This is a genomic window from Streptomyces sp. NPDC048142, from assembly GCF_043202835.1.
Lineage (GTDB): Bacteria > Actinomycetota > Actinomycetes > Streptomycetales > Streptomycetaceae > Streptomyces.
Genome location: NZ_JBIDBC010000026.1, coordinates 1 through 14,506, shown reverse-complemented (window position 1 = coordinate 14,506; position 14,506 = coordinate 1). Strand labels below are relative to the sequence as shown.

At 73.6% G+C, this 14,506-nt stretch carries 11 protein-coding genes and 1 pseudogene; 8 read left to right on the top strand and 4 right to left on the bottom strand.

Annotation, left to right across the window (positions count from 1 at the left end):
• The first annotated feature begins 10 nt into the window (after positions 1-10).
• The 4 genes from ACGF2Y_RS27165 to ACGF2Y_RS27150 all read left to right on the top strand — a co-directional run bounded on the left by ACGF2Y_RS27165 (position 11) and on the right by ACGF2Y_RS27150 (position 5,409).
• Complete coding sequence (locus tag ACGF2Y_RS27165; protein WP_392952503.1) at positions 11-2,026, top strand: S9 family peptidase; 2,016 nt, start codon at positions 11-13, stop codon at positions 2,024-2,026.
• Positions 2,023-2,985 carry an LD-carboxypeptidase gene (locus tag ACGF2Y_RS27160; RefSeq protein WP_392952500.1) on the top strand — a complete coding sequence of 321 codons (963 nt, stop codon included), beginning with the start codon at positions 2,023-2,025 and terminating at the stop codon, positions 2,983-2,985. Before ACGF2Y_RS27165 ends, ACGF2Y_RS27160 begins: the two co-directional genes overlap by 4 nt.
• 287 nt (positions 2,986-3,272) lie before the next feature.
• Positions 3,273-5,030: a CocE/NonD family hydrolase gene (locus ACGF2Y_RS27155; RefSeq protein ID WP_392952497.1), complete on the top strand. Its 1,758-nt coding sequence runs from the start codon at positions 3,273-3,275 to the stop codon at positions 5,028-5,030.
• Between the two features lie 139 nt (positions 5,031-5,169).
• Complete coding sequence (locus ACGF2Y_RS27150) at positions 5,170-5,409, top strand: LapA family protein (RefSeq protein ID WP_392952494.1); 240 nt, start codon at positions 5,170-5,172, stop codon at positions 5,407-5,409.
• A gap of 44 nt (positions 5,410-5,453) precedes the next feature.
• Here ACGF2Y_RS27150 and ACGF2Y_RS27145 read toward each other — a convergent pair whose 3' ends face one another.
• Positions 5,454-5,807 carry a VOC family protein gene (locus ACGF2Y_RS27145; protein ID WP_030588922.1) on the bottom strand — a complete coding sequence of 118 codons (354 nt, stop codon included), beginning with the start codon at positions 5,805-5,807 and terminating at the stop codon, positions 5,454-5,456.
• Between the two features lie 145 nt (positions 5,808-5,952).
• Positions 5,953-6,762, bottom strand: coding sequence for a methyltransferase domain-containing protein (locus ACGF2Y_RS27140; RefSeq protein WP_392952491.1), 810 nt, complete (start codon positions 6,760-6,762; stop codon positions 5,953-5,955).
• A 373-nt stretch (positions 6,763-7,135) separates the two neighbouring features.
• Here ACGF2Y_RS27140 and ACGF2Y_RS27135 point away from each other — a divergent pair, with 373 nt between their 5' ends.
• The gene (locus ACGF2Y_RS27135; protein ID WP_392952488.1) at positions 7,136-8,509 is read left to right on the top strand and encodes an aminotransferase class I/II-fold pyridoxal phosphate-dependent enzyme; all 1,374 of its coding nucleotides are present in this window, start codon (positions 7,136-7,138) and stop codon (positions 8,507-8,509) included.
• 141 nt (positions 8,510-8,650) lie between these two features.
• On the opposite strand, the gene ACGF2Y_RS27130 is transcribed toward ACGF2Y_RS27135, so the two are convergent.
• A complete protein-coding gene (locus ACGF2Y_RS27130; RefSeq protein WP_392952485.1) occupies positions 8,651-9,301 on the bottom strand; it encodes a DedA family protein in 651 nt (216 codons plus the stop codon).
• Positions 9,298-10,080, bottom strand: a complete 783-nt coding sequence (locus ACGF2Y_RS27125; RefSeq protein WP_392952482.1) for an MBL fold metallo-hydrolase — start codon at positions 10,078-10,080, stop codon at positions 9,298-9,300. The genes ACGF2Y_RS27130 and ACGF2Y_RS27125 overlap by 4 nt, the downstream gene beginning before the upstream one ends.
• Positions 10,081-10,364: 284 nt before the next feature.
• On the opposite strand from ACGF2Y_RS27125, the gene ACGF2Y_RS27120 reads away from it, so the two are divergent.
• From ACGF2Y_RS27120 to ACGF2Y_RS27110, 3 genes and pseudogenes are all read left to right on the top strand, one after another.
• Complete coding sequence (locus ACGF2Y_RS27120; protein ID WP_392952719.1) at positions 10,365-12,566, top strand: alkaline phosphatase family protein; 2,202 nt, start codon at positions 10,365-10,367, stop codon at positions 12,564-12,566.
• A 162-nt stretch (positions 12,567-12,728) separates the two neighbouring features.
• Positions 12,729-14,225, top strand: a pseudogene (ligA, locus tag ACGF2Y_RS27115) (NAD-dependent DNA ligase LigA); the annotation flags it as partial.
• A gap of 109 nt (positions 14,226-14,334) precedes the next feature.
• The coding region (locus tag ACGF2Y_RS27110; protein ID WP_392952717.1) for a helix-turn-helix domain-containing protein at positions 14,335-14,506 on the top strand (172 nt) is incomplete at its 3' end.

Below are 14,506 nucleotides of genomic sequence, written 5' to 3'. Positions count from 1 at the left end.
GGGGACCTTCGTGAACACCGTGCCAGCAGCCCCGTACGGAACCTGGCCGTCGCCGATCGACGCGGCACTCGCCGCCTCGCACGACGGCCGCCCCGACCACCTCGGCACCCTCGGGGAGGAGGTGTGGTGGACCGAACCCCGCCCCGCCGAGGGCGGCCGGCGTGCCCTGATGCGCCGCCGCGCCGACGGCACGACCGCCCCCGTGCTGCCCGCCCCCTGGAACGCCCGCAGCCGGGTGATCGAGTACGGCGGACAGCCCTGGGCGGGCACGGTGCGCGAGGACGGCGAACTCCTCGTGGTGTTCGTCCACTTCACCGACCAGCGGCTGTACGCCTACGCGCCCGACGGCCCGGACGAGCCCTGGCCGCTCACCCCCGTCTCGGACGTCGGTGGCGGGCTGCGCTGGGCGGACCCGCAGCTGTGCCCGGAGCGTGGGGCGGCGGGCGAAGTCTGGTGCGTACTGGAGGAGTTCACCGGACCCGCACCCACCGACGTGCGGCGCGTCGTCGCCGCCGTGCCGCTGGACGGCTCGGCGGCCGACGACCGCTCGGCGGTCCGTGAACTCTCCGACGACCGGCACCGGTTCGTCACCGGCCCCCGGATCTCCCACGACGGCCGGCGGGCGGCCTGGATCGCCTGGGACCACCCCCGGATGCCGTGGGACGGCACGGTGGTCATGCTGGCGGACATCACCGCAGCGGGCGAACTCACGGGCGCACGGCCCCTCGTCGGCGGCCTCGACGAAGCGGTCTGTCAGGTGGAGTGGGACCGTGACGGCAGCCTGCTGTTCGTCTCCGACCCCGCCGGCTGGTGGGAGATCCAGCGCATCCGCCCCGACGCCGTCGGGGGCGGCACGGTCTCCGGCAGCCGTCTCCTGCCGCCCCGGGGCGAGGAGTTCGGCGGACCGCTGTGGAAGATCGGGCTGCGCTGGTTCCACCCGCTGGAGAACGGGCTGATCGCCGTCCTGCACGGCAGGGGCGGCATGCGGCTCGGCATCCTCGACCCGGAAACCGGCGAACTCGCCGACGTACCGGGCCCCTGGACCGCCTGGGCCGACACGCTCGCCGTCCATGGCAGCCGGGTCGTCGGCATCGCGGCGAGCCCCCGCAGCGGCCCCGAGATCGTCGAGCTGGACACCGCGACCGGGCACACCCGCACCATCGGCGCACCCCACCACGACGCGGTCGACCCCGCGTACTACCCGGTGCCCGAGGACCGCACCTTCACCGGCTCCGACGGCCGTGAGATCCACGCCCACATCTACCCGCCGCACAGTCCCGACCGCACCGGCCCCGAGGGCGAGAAGCCCCCGTACGTCGTCCGGGCGCACGGCGGGCCCACCGGCCACACCCCGCTCGTCCTCGACCTGGAGATCGCCTACTTCACCTCGCGCGGCATCGGCGTGGCCGACGTCAACTACGGCGGCTCCACCGGCTACGGCCGCGACTACCGGGAACGGCTGCGCGGCCAGTGGGGCGTGGTCGACGTGGCCGACTGCGCGGCCGTCGCCTCGGCCCTGGTCGAGGAGGGCGCCGCCGACCGGGACAGGCTCGCGATCCGGGGCGGCAGCGCGGGCGGCTGGACCGCCGCCGCCTCGCTGACCTCCACCGGCCTCTACGCCTGCGGGACGATCCTCTACCCGATCCTGGATCTCGAAGGGTGGGCCGCGGACGAGACCCACGACTTCGAGTCGCGGTATCTGGAGTCCCTCGTCGGTCCGTTCGCCGAGGTGCCCGAGCGCTACCGCGAACGCTCCCCGATCCACCGCACCGACCGGCTGAGCACGCCGTTCGTGCTGCTCCAGGGCCTGGACGACGTGATCTGCCCGCCCGCCCAGTGCGAGCGGTTCCTCGCCGCCCTCGCCGGCCGGGGCATCGCCCACGCCTACATCGCCTTCGAGGGGGAGGGCCACGGCTTCCGGCGCGCGGAGACACTGGTCCAGGCGCTGGAGGCCGAACTCTCCCTCTACGCGCAGACGTTCGGTATCGACCGCCCCGACGTGCCGCCCCTGGAGCTGACGACGTGACCCGGGAGCAGCACGGCCGGGCGACCCCCCTCGCCCGGCCGCCACGGCTGCGCCCCGGCTCCCGGGTCGCCGTCGTCGCGCCCAGCGGTCCCGTGCCCGCCGACCGACTGGAGGAGGGCCTGGCCGTCCTGCGCGACTGGGGTCTCGAACCCGTCGTCGGCCCGCATGTCCAGGACACCCACCCGGCGTTGGACTATCTCGCCGGGGCGGACGCGGACCGTGCGGCGGACCTTCAGGAGGCGTGGTGCGATCCGTCCGTGGACGCCGTGCTGTGCGCCCGGGGAGGATACGGCGCGCACCGGATGGTCGACCTGGTCGACTGGGCGGCGATCCGGACCGCCGGGCCCAAGGCGTTCGTCGGCTACAGCGACATCACGGTCCTGCACGAGGCGTTCGCCCGGCGGGCCGGGTTCTCGACCCTGCACGGGCCGATGGTCGCCACCGAGACGTTCCTGACGGACGCGGCGACCCGTGAGCACCTGCGCGCCACGCTCTTCGCACCGGAGACCGTCCGCACCCTCGGCCTCGAATCAGCCGGGACCCTGGTCCCCGGCCGGGCGCGGGGCGTCCTGTACGGGGGGTGCGTCAGCCTGCTCGCCGACGACGCCGGCACCCCGGGCGGCCGGACCCGCACCCGCAGCGGACTGCTGGTGATCGAGGACACGGGGGAGAAGCCCTACCGGCTCGACGGCAACCTCACCCGGCTCCTGCGGTCCGGAGCCCTGGACGGAGTCGCCGGGGTGGCCTGCGGCTCCTGGCGGGAGTGCGGACCGTACGAGAAGATCCGCTCCGTGCTCGCCGACCGGCTGGGCCCGCTGGGCATACCCGTGGTCGAGGAGCTGGGCTTCGGGCACAGCGCGACCGCGCTGACGATTCCGCTGGGCTTGCCCGCGGTGCTCGACGCACCGGCGGACGGCGGGCGTTGCACGCTGACCGTCGAGGCGCCGGCCCTGCGCTGAGCCTCTCCTCGGCCGCCCCGAGCCGTATCGGTACTCGCCCATGCCCGTGCCCGTACCGGTACCCGTACCCGTACTCGTGCCCGTATCGCTTCCGAACGCCCGTGCCGCTGTCCGTGCGGGCATCCGGAAGTGTGCATTCGCGCGCGGAACGTGAACATCCGTCAAGAACCGCTGACCGATACGTTGACACGGCTATGAGCTGTGTCACAGCATGGGCGCGGCCAATACTTACCGGTCGGTAAGGTGTCCTCGGTGTGGAGGTCCTCGTGTCAGGTGCTGTTTCCAGAGTGCGCGGCCCGCTCGTCGCGGTCGCCGGGGCGGCCCTCGTCGCCCCCCTCGTCCTCGCCGGTCCGGCCCACGCCGAGGCCGAACCGTACACCGTCACTCCGCTGACGTTCACCGTCGAGGCGGGCGGCCGCACCTGCGCGGTGGACGCCGATCTCTACCGGCCCGCCGGGGTCGACGCGGACCGCCCCGCCCCCGCCGTCCTCGCCACCAACGGCTTCGGCGGCAGCAAGTCCGACGGCTCCACCGACGTCATCGGCAAGGCCTTCGCCGAGCGCGGCTACGTCGGGCTCGTCTACTCGGGCCTCGGCTTCGGCGAGTCCGGCTGCCTGATCACCCTCGACGACCCCGCCATCGACGGCAGGGCCGCGACTGAACTCCTCGACTTCCTCGGGGGAGTTCGCGCGGCCGACGACGGGACCAAGGCCGACTACGTCACCCAGGACGCCGACGGCGACCCGCGCGTGGGCATGATCGGCGGCTCCTACGGCGGGGCGATCCAACTGGCGACCGCCGCCGTCGACCCCCGCGTCGACGCCCTCGTCCCGCTGATCACCTGGAACGACCTCGGCTACGCACTGGCCCCCAACAACACCGGGGCGCGCACCGGCGTCACCTCCGACACCCCCGGCGTCTTCAAGTGGCAGTGGACCAACGGCTTCTACCTGATCGGCGAAGGCCAGCCGCTCCTCAACCCGAGCCCGGACCCGTCCCGCATCAACCGGCTGGACTGCCTGCACTTCGCCACCCGCGCCTGCGAGATCATCCGGCTGCTCAACTCCGGCCGCTACCCCGCCGCCCAGGCCGAGGAGATGCTCGCCTACGCGCGCAGCGTCTCGCCCGTCTCCTACCTCGACCGGGTCAAGGCCCCCACTCTGATCGTCCAGGGCCAGGCCGACAGCCTGTTCAACCTCAACGAGGCCACCGCCACGTACCGGACGCTCAAGGCGCAGGGCACCGAGACGAAGATGATCTGGCAGTCCTGGGGGCACAGCGGCGGCCAGGTCCCCGGCGAACTCGACCTGAGCCAGGGCAATCTGGAGACCAGCCACGTCGGACAGCGGGTCCTGGCCTGGTTCGACCGCTACCTCCAGAAGAAGACGGACACCGACACCGGACCAGCCTTCTCCTACTACCGCGACTGGCGGAGCGGCTACGGCACCGCCGCCGACGTTCCCGCCCTCTCGCGGTCCCTGTATCTCTCCGGCGACGGCAAACTCGTCGACAACCGGGCGAAGGTGGCACGCGGCAGCCGCCAGTACACCAACTGGCTCGTGCCCACCAGCCACTCCGAGAGCTCCATCGCCCCGCTGATCGGGCTGCCCGACCCCAAGCCGTACGACACCAAGGGCACCTACCTCGGCTGGCGCAGCGAACCCCTCACCGCGCCCCTCGACGTCGTCGGCGCACCGAAGGCCACCCTGAAGGTCGTCTCCCCGAAGGCGGAACGGGTCCAGAACAGCGGCGACGCCTCGGACAAGCTCGTCCTGTTCGCCAAGGTCTACGACGTCGCGCCCGACGGCAGCCGAACGCTGGTGAACCGGCTCGTCTCCCCGGTCCGGGTCCCCGACGTCACCCGGCCCTTCACGGTGGAGCTGCCCGGCATCGTCCACCGGTACGAAACGGGGCACCGCCTGGAGTTCGTGATCGCCGCCAGCGACACCGCGTACTTCGGCAACCGGGGCATCAAGCCCGTCACCGTCGTCCACGCCCCCCAGGACACCGGCGTACTGGAGCTCCCGGTGGTCCCGGCCGGCTGACGCCCGGCGCCCCCGTTCACCCGAACGGCCGTACAGCACCGCCCCCCGAGCCCGGCAGCCGGACATGCTGGGACTCCGGGGGGCGGCCGCGCGCACGACGGCGGGCCGGACGGGCGAAGAGCGAGCGGAAGGCCGGACCATGAGCCCCAAGGATGTACCGAGCGGTACCGCGCGCGCCAAGGGGTGGCTCACTCCGGGGCGCATCGTGGTCGGAGTGCTGGTCGTGCTCGTCATCGTGTTCATCTGCGTGAACACGAACAAGGTCACCATCCGGGTGCTGATCCCCGAAGTGACGATGCCCCTCTGGTTCGCCCTGCTGGCCATGTTCCTGATCGGCCTGGGCTGCGGCGGCTACCTTTTCCGCCGCCGGGGGAAGTGAGGTCCTGGAGGCCATGGCGGGCCGCCGGCACTCCGGGCGGCCGGTCAGACGGTGACGTTGCGGTCCACGTACTCGAAGACCGAGCCGTCCGGGTGCAGCGCGATGAGGTTCCGGCCCGCCGGGGTCGGCACCGGTCCCGCGATGACTCGCGCACCCGCCCGGGTCAGCGCCGCGTTCGCCTCGTCGACGTCCTTGACGGCGATGGTCGCGCCCACCTTGCGCAGCACCTCCAGCTCCGACTCCGGCCCGCTCATCAACAGGAAGCAGCCGATCGCGGCCACCGACACCCCACCGCGCTCGAAGCGCAGGGCCGACGTGCCCGTCAGCCCCTCGTAGAAGGCCACCGAGGCCTCCAGGTCGTCGACGCAGATACGCAGCGTGGTTCCGAGGATCTCCATGCGTACGAGGGTAGTTGGCGGCCGCGACCGGTGTGATCGATTCCGGGCGGGCCGGATCCGCTCTTCCCGTCCGGGCCTTCCCGCCCGTGCCTCTCCTGCCCGTGCCGTACGCCTGCCGTGCCCTACGCCTCAGGCCCTCTTGGCCTCACGCCCGGCACAGCACCTCGCCGTGCGGGACCATGAACCACCCGTCGCCCTCCTCGCCCCAGGAGCGCCACGCCCCGGCGATGGCCGTGAGCTGCTCGGTGCTCGCATGGCCGCCCCGTACGGCCAGTTCTGCGTAGACCGAGTCCGTCGTACGGTCCGCCCACAGGCCGCTCCACCAGGCGCGGCTCTCCGGGGTGGCGAAACACCAGGCGGCCGCGGTCGGGGTGATGTCGGTGAACCCGGCCCGCCGCGCCCACGACAGGAGCCTGCGGCCGGCGTCGGGCTCGCCGCCGTTGCCGCGGGCCACCCTGCCGTACACGTCCAGCCATGTGCCGAGACCGGGGACCTCCGGATACCAGGTCATCGCCGTGTAGTCGCTGTCGCGCGCCGCGACCACACCACCGGGGCGGCAGACGCGCCGCATCTCGCGCAGCGCCTGGACCGGGTCGCCCACGTGCTGGAGCACCTGGTGGGCGTGGACCACGTCGAACGAGTCGTCGGGGAAATCCAGGGCGTGGACGTCGGCCACCGCGAACTCGACGTTGTCCAGGCCCCGTTCGGCCGCCACCGCAGCGGCCTGGGCGAGGATGTCGGTGGTGGTGTCCACCGCGGTGACCCGGCCCGGCGCGACCAGTGCGGCCAGATCGGCGGTGATGGTTCCGGGGCCGCAGCCGACGTCCAGCACAGCCAGGCCGGGGCGGAGTTCGTCGAGGAGATACGCCGCCGAGTTGGCGGCGGTCCGCCAGCGGTGCGAGCGCAGGACCGACTCGTGGTGGCCGTGCGTGTACACGGCAGTCTCCTTCGGCATGGCGGTGCGTCCTCTCCCGAAAACCTCGCGCCGACGGGCGCGGCGACAGGAACCACCGTACGTCGATATGTCGGATGGCGAGATCGAAGTCTTGCAATGTGGACGCCCGTCACGGTCACGGTCACCGCCGGTAGGTGCGGTGCAGTGCGCGCTCCGGCCCGTACTGCACCGCCATGACGAGGTCCATCCCTATTGGGCGGGCGGGCCGCCCGGAACCTCCGTATAAAGAAGCCAGAGGAAGCGGACGTGGAACCGGAGCCGGACCAGGACCCGGGGCCGACGACGACCGGCCGACGAGCCGGAGGCGTGGAGACGTCGGAGAGACGCCGGAAGCGCCCGATACGCGGAGCGACGAGCGGCGGAGGAGGGCCGGATGCACGGGACCGAGGACACCGGCCCGCTCGGCGCGCACGAACGGCCCGAGGCGCGTGGCGGCGACGAACGGGCCGACGCGCCGCGCCACGCCACCGAAGCCGTCCCGGGCGGCGCCTCGCGCCCGTCCGGCCGACGACCACCGCCCACGCACGAGGTCCACGCGCCCACGCACGAGGATCACGGCCCCGTCCGCTACGGGCCACCCGCCCCCGACCCCGGCCTCCCGGTCCTCCCCGAACTGGCCGCCGTCCTCGCCGCCGCCTCCGCCCGGACCCGTCCGGAGCCTCCCGGAGGGGGCCCGCTCCTGCGCGAGGCGGCCCGCGGCTACTGGGACCGGCGCGGACTGCACGGCACGGCGGGGAGCATCGCCGCCGCCCCCGGCGCCCAGCCGCTCCTCCTGGCCCTGATCGGCGCGCACGGCGGTGACGTCCTCATGCCGCGCCCCTGCCCGGCCACCTGGATGCCGCAGGCCCGGCTGCTGGGCCGGCCCGCCTACCATGTGCCGACCCCGGCCGAGTGCGGCGGCGTGCCCGACCCGTACGCCCTGCTGGAGACCGTCCGCCGGGTCCGTGCGGAGGGCGGCAGGCCGAAGCTGCTGCTGCTGTCCGTCGTGGACGACCCCACGGCCACCGTCGCCCCGCCCGAGCTGGTTCGCGAGGCCTGCGAGGCGGCGGTCGGCGAAGGGCTGCACATCATCAGCGACGAGACCTGGCGCGACACCGTGCACCGGCCCCGCGACACCGTCCTGCTCAGCCCCGCCGAGATGTGCCCGGACGACGTCACGGTGATCGGTGACCTGGCCGGAGCCCTCACGCCCGCCGCCTGGCCGGTCGCCGTCGCCCGTTTCCCGGACACCGCCCGCGCCGCCGTCCGGCACGCCCGCACCCTGGACATCCTCACCGCACTCGGCGCCCTCGTCGCCGGACCCCTCGCCCACGCGGCCGCGCACGCCCTGGGGGAGCCGGAGTCCGTACGCGACCGGACCCGGCGGGCCGCGGCGCTCCACTGCGAGGTCGCCGCCGCCGCCCACCGCGCGGTACTCGGCTCCGGCGCGCTGGCCCGCCCCCCGCAGGCGGGCCGCCACCTCTACGCCGACCTCGGCCCGCTGCGCGGCCGGCTGGCGGAGCTGGGCGTGACGGACTCCATGGAGCTGGAGGAGTACCTCACCGACCGGCTCGGCGCACCGGCCCCGGGCGGGCACCGCTTCGGGGACGAGCTGGGCGCCCTGCGCGTACGCCTGGGCACCGGTCCGCTGCTGGGCGCCACGCCGCAGCAGCAGACGGAGTCCCTCACCGCCGCGAAGCCCCTGGAGCTCGCACACGTCGCGCAGGCGCTGGACAGCTTCGCGGCGGTCTTCGGCGCGCCGCGCTGAACGCGGCCGGCAAACGGGAAGGCTGAGAGCCCGGGAAGGCTGAGAGCCCCGGGAAGTCAGAGAGATCTGGGAGGAAGCGCGAGACCCGGGGGGAGAGAGGTCTACGAGACCCACGGCCGCCCCGGGCCGGAAGCGAAACGTTCACCCCGTCGCGCGGCCCGCCCCCCGGCCGAACCGTGACCGCAGCCGGCGCCACACCGCCGGAGCCCCGCTGATCAGCAGTGTCAGGGCCACCGCCGCGACCACCCCCTGCCACGGCTCCGGGAACAGCGAGCCGCCCAGGATCCCGATCAACTGGTACGTCGCCGCCCAGGCCAGACACGCCGGAACGTCGCCCCGGGCGAACCGCCGCAACGGCATCCGGCCCAGCAGACACGCCAGCATCACCGGTATCCGCCCGGCCGGCACCAGACGGGACAGCACCAGCACGGTCCCGCCGCGCTCGTCCAGCTTCGCCTGCGCCTGGGCCAGCCGTTCCGGGGCGGCCCGGCGGGTGATCGCCTCCAGCCACTTCGAGCCGTTCTTCGATCTCAACCCGCGCTGACCCAGCCAGTACAGACAGATGTCCCCGAGGAACGCGGCGGCCGACGCCACCAGGAACACGAAGAGGAGGGCGAGCGGAGAGGTCTGATGGAAAGCCACCACCGCCGCCGAACTCACCAGCGCCCCCGTCGGCACCACGGGCACCAAGGACCCCAGCGCCACCAGCGTGAACAGCGTCGGATAGCCGACCGCCTGCTGGGTCGACTCGGGCGGCAGCTCCCGCACCACCTGCTGGATCTCGTGGATCACCGGCCGGCCTCCGGCCTGACCCGTTCGCCGTGCCCCAGCACATGGACCGTCACCTCGGGCGCCCGCTTCGCCGCGTGCCGTACGAACTCGTCGCCCGGCGCGTGGAACTCGTGCGGACGCACCCCGTCCAGACCGATCGGCCAGTACGTGCCGTAGTGCACCGGCACCGCCGAACGCGGTGCGAGACGGGTCAGGGCCTCGGCGGCGCGGGCCGGGTCCAGATGGCTGTGCCCCAGGTAGGGCCCCCAGCCGCCCACCGGCAGCAGCGCCACGTCCACCGGCCCCACCGCGTCGGCCATCCCGTCGAAGAGCCCGGTGTCCCCGGCGAAGTACGTCCGGGCCTCGCCCTCGACCACATAGCCGAGCGCGGGCGCGCGGTGCGGCCCGACCGGCAGCCGCCGCCCGTCGTGCAGCGCGGGGACCGCCCGCACCCGCACCTCACCGACCCGCACGGTCTCGCCCGGCCTCACCTCGGTGATGTGCAGCCGGTGCATCCGCCGCAGCATCCGCAGCCCCGGCACGGCCGCCACCGCGCCGCTCGGCACGATCAGCCGGCTGCCGGGAGCGAGCCGGGCCAGCGACGGCAGATGCAGATGGTCGGAGTGCAGATGGGAGATCAGCACCACCTCGGCGACCGCGGCCTGCGGCGGCGGCACCTCGCCCCGGCGGCGGCGCAGATGCGCGAAGCGCCGTACGAACAGCGGGTCGGTCAGCACCCGCACCCCCGAGTCCTCGATCGTGCAGGTGGCATGACCCCACCAGGTGACCTCCACCGGCACGTCCGGCTCCCTCCTTCGATCCCTGCTCGATCCCTGCCGGATCCCCGCGACCTCGTGTCCCGGCACGGCCCGCGCGGCCCGCGCCCGGGTGCGCTGCCGGTACGAGCCTATGCGCCCCCCGTACCGTCCCGCCGCCCCCTGGCCGGTCGGCCGAAGCCGCTGACCGGGACCGGCGCTGTGAAAAGCTGAAGGGCGGGCCCCGGACGGCCGGGCCCGGGGGCGGAGAGGGCGTGAGGTGGACCGGCGTGGGTGACGGGAAGTGGCGTACGGCGGGCAGAGCCCTGATGCGGGTGATCGCGGTCTGGGCGGTGTCCACCCTCACCATGCTCGCGCTCGCCGGCATCCTGCCCGACTTCCAGCTCCAGTCCGACGACGGCGACACCATCACCAGGACCGCCTTCACCGCCGCCTGGGGCGCGGGCGCGTTCGGCCTGCTCTCCGCACTGGTCTGGCCCGTTCTCGTACGGTCCCTGCTCATCGTGCCCGCGCTCGTCCTCGGCGCGCTGGTCTTCTTCCTCAACGGCTCGCTGCTGCTGATAGCGCTGCGCCTCATCCCGGACGGGCGCGGGGACGCCGCGCCGGAGACCGCGGTCGTCGTCGCCGCGGTGATGTCCGCCGTCGCCTCCGCCACCTCCACCGCCCTCGCCGTCCGCGACGACGAGGCCTACCGCCGCAGGCTGTCCCGGCTCGCCGACCGGCGCCGCAGACGCGGCCGCTCCCCGGGCCCGCCGGAACCCGGCCGCGACGGACCGCCCGGCACCGTCTTTCTCCAGCTCGACGGCGTCGGCCACGACGTCCTGGTGAAGGCCGCCGACGACGGGCTCATGCCGACCGTCGCCGGCTGGCTCGCCGACCCCTCCGGACACCGCCTCACCCCCTGGCGCACCGACTGGTCCAGCCAGACCGGCGCCAGCCAGCTCGGCATCCTGCACGGCAGCAACCACGACGTGCCCGCGTTCCGCTGGTACGAGAAGGAGACCCGTACGGTCATGGTCTCCAGCCGTCCGGCGAGCGCACTCGAAATGCAGCGCCGGGCCATCGAGCGCACCCGCGACGGAGGTCTGCTCACCGTCGACGGGGCAAGCCGGGGCAACCTCTTCAGCGGCGGCGCCGGACAGCTGGCCCTGGTGCTCTCCATGGCCGCCCGGCGCGGCAAGGGCCGCCGCTCCCGCGCCGGATACTTCGCCTACTTCTCCGACCCGGCCAACGCCACCCGCACCGCTCTCTCCTTCGTCGCCGAGATCCTCCGCGAGATCGGCCAGTCGACCCGGGCCCGCGCCCGGAAGGTCACCCCGCGGATCAAGCGCGGCGGGCTCTACCCCTTCATCCGCGCCTTCGCCACCGTCGTGGAGCGCGATGTGGTCGCCGCCGCCGTCCTCGGCGACATGTTCGCCGGACGCACCGTCGTCTACGCCGACCTCGTCGCCTACGACGAGGTCGCCCACCACTCGGGCCCGCGCAGCCGCGACGCGGAGAAGGTCCTCGTACGCCTCGACCGTTCCCTAGCCCTGATCGCGAAGATCGCCGACCACACCCCGCGCAGCTACCGGATCGTGCTCCTGTCCGACCACGGCCAGAGCCCCGGGGAGACGTTCGCGGGGGAGTACGGGCTCACGCTCAAGGACCTCGTACGGGCGGGCTGCGGGCTGCCCGTGCCACGCCGGGCCCAGCGCACCCGCAGCGCGTCCGAGGCCCGCGACGCGGTGCGGATCGCGCTGCACCGCCCCGTCGAGGGGCAGGAGGCCGAGCACCCGGCCAAGCTCTCCGACCCGATCGTGCTGGCCTCCGGCAACCTCGGGCTGATCTCCTTCCCCGACATCGAGGGCCGGGCCTCCCGCGGACAGATCGAGCGCCGCCACCCGGCGCTGCTCTCCACGCTCGCCAACCACCCGGGAATCGGCTTCCTCCTCGTCCGCGGGGAGCACGGCTCGGTGGTGCTCGGGCCCGGCGGGGCGGAAGTCCCCGTCGCCGAACTGACGGACGGCGGGGGACCGCTCGCGGTCTTCGGCGTCGGGGCGGCCGCCGCCGTACGGCGCACCGACATCTTCCCGCACGTCGCCGACATCATGGTCAACTCCATGTACGACCCTGACACCGGGACCGTGCACGCCTTCGAGGAGCAGATCGGTTCGCACGGCGGCCTCGGCGGTGAACAGTCCCGGCCGTTCCTGCTCTGGCCGCGCGGGCTGACGGACCCGCTCGACATCGTGGCCGCCGAGACCGCGGAGGGTGCGCCCGCGCCGCCGGGCGGCGGGCTGGTGGGCGCCGAGGCGGTGCACCGGGTGCTGACCCGCTGGCTCCAGGAGTCCTCCGGCCCGCAAGTACCGGTCCGGGCCGAGGGCTTCGCCGGGGCCGATCGGGCGGACGAGCCGCTTCCCGGAGAGGCTCCGGCGCCGGGCGCGCCGTTTCCGGGAGAGGCTCCCGTGCCGGGCGCGCCGTTCCCGGGAGAAACGCCGGTGCCGGACGCGCCTGGAGCGACGGCCTGAGTGAGGTCACCTCTCCGGGACGTCGCCCGTACGGGGGCGCCCCGCCGGCGGCGAGGGTGTACTCGCCGGCTCAGGCCGACTCTCCCGCCGTACCGGCGTAGACGGGAAGAGCACGGAGGGCGAGGGGAGAGATCAGGGGCGCTGTCAGTGGTGGGCGGAAGAATGGTGGTCATGACGAACTCAGCTGCTGTGCTCGCCGATGCCGCCGCCTATGCCGCCGCGGTGGAAGAGGCATCCCTCGCCGCCGCCGCGTACTACGCCACGGGCGAGAGCGCGCTGGACGACGACGCCTACGACCGGCTGGCGCGGGGGATAGCGGCCTACGAGGCGGACCATCCGGAGGAGGTGCTCGCCGCGTCGCCGACAGGCAAGGTCGCGGGCGGGGCCGCCGTCGGCGATGTGCCGCACACGGTGCCCATGCTGTCGCTGGACAACGTGTTCTCGGCCGAGCAGTTCGCGACCTGGACCGCGTCGCTGGAGCGGCGGATCGGCCGACCCGTGACCGCGTGGAGCGTCGAGCCGAAGCTCGACGGACTGGCGGTCGCCGCGCGCTATCGGGACGGCCGGTTCGAACGCCTCATCACCCGGGGCGACGGCACGGCGGGCGAGGACGTCTCGCACGCTGCCGGTGCCGTCGTCGGACTGCCGGAGCGGCTGGCCGCCCCGGTCACCATCGAGGTGCGCGGCGAGATCCTCATGACGAACGAGCAGTTCGAACAGGGCAACGCGATCCGCACGGAGCACGGCGGCGCCCCCTTCGCCAACCCGCGCAACGGGGCGGCGGGCACCCTCCGCGCCAAGGACCGCGCCTACCGGGTGGAGACCACGTTCTTCGCCTACGGCGCACTGCCGCTGCCCGATTCGGGGGAGCTCGCCGAGACCCTCGCCGAACTGCCCCACAGCGAGGTCCTGGCGTACGTCGCCGGCCTCGGCGTGCACACGGCAGCGGGCACCGACGTGGCGCCGCTCCGGGCCACCACGGTCGAGGAGGTCCAGGCGCGGGTGGCCGAGACGGCTTCCCTGCGTGCCTCGCTGCCGTTCGGTATCGACGGCATCGTGATCAAGGCCGACCTGGCGGCCGATCAGCGCGAGGCCGGCTCCGGCACCCGCGCGCCCCGCTGGGCCGTCGCCCACAAGCTGCCCGCCGTGGAGAAGATCACCCGCCTGCTGGCCGTCGAGTGGAATGTCGGCCGCACGGGCATCATCGCGCCGCGCGCCGTCCTGGAGCCCGTGGAGATAGACGGCTCCACCGTCGGTTACGCCACCCTGCACAACCCGGCCGACATCACCCGCCGCGACCTGCGGCTGGGGGACCAGGTCATGGTCTACAAGGCGGGGGACATCATCCCGCGCATCGAGGCCCCCGTCGTGCACCTGCGCACCGGCGAGGAGACGCCCATCGCCTTCCCCGAGAGCTGCCCGCAGTGCGGCTCCGCCATCGACACGAGCGAGCAGCGCTGGCGCTGCACCCGGGGCCGAGACTGCCGTTTGGTCGCCTCCGTGTCGTACGCGGCGGGGCGCGATCAGCTCGACATCGAGGGCCTCGGCTCCACGCGGGTCGTCCAGCTCGTCGACGCGGGCCTGGTCGCGGACTATGTGGACCTGTTCACCCTGGAGCGCGAGCAGTTGATCACCCTCGACCGGATGGGCGAGACCTCTGCAACTACTGCCTTTAGTTGACACATACTGAGGCTAGTTGTTACTGAGGCTGAACTCGTAGTGTCGTAGGGGGTGACGGCTGGCCGGTGGCTGCGGTATCACCGGAGTCATGCGGTATCCACAAGGGGGCGGGCTGACCGCCGAACGGCAGCAGTTCCGCGAAGAGTTACGGCTCCAGGCGGCCGAGCGGTTCGCCCGGGGCGAGGGCAGTACCGCGATCGCCAGAGATCTGCGGGTCAGTGTCCGCTCGGTCCAGCGATGGCGTCATGCGTGGGCCGAGG

Coding starts and splice junctions, on each gene's coding strand:
- ACGF2Y_RS27135 (WP_392952488.1), top strand. CDS start 7,136: ATGCACGGGACCGAGGACACCGGCCCGCTCGGCGCGCACGAACGGCCC.
- ACGF2Y_RS27150 (WP_392952494.1), top strand. CDS start 5,170: ATGAGCCCCAAGGATGTACCGAGCGGTACCGCGCGCGCCAAGGGGTGG.
- ACGF2Y_RS27140 (WP_392952491.1), bottom strand. CDS start 6,762: ATGCCGAAGGAGACTGCCGTGTACACGCACGGCCACCACGAGTCGGTC.
- ACGF2Y_RS27145 (WP_030588922.1), bottom strand. CDS start 5,807: ATGGAGATCCTCGGAACCACGCTGCGTATCTGCGTCGACGACCTGGAG.
- ACGF2Y_RS27120 (WP_392952719.1), top strand. CDS start 10,365: ATGCGGGTGATCGCGGTCTGGGCGGTGTCCACCCTCACCATGCTCGCG.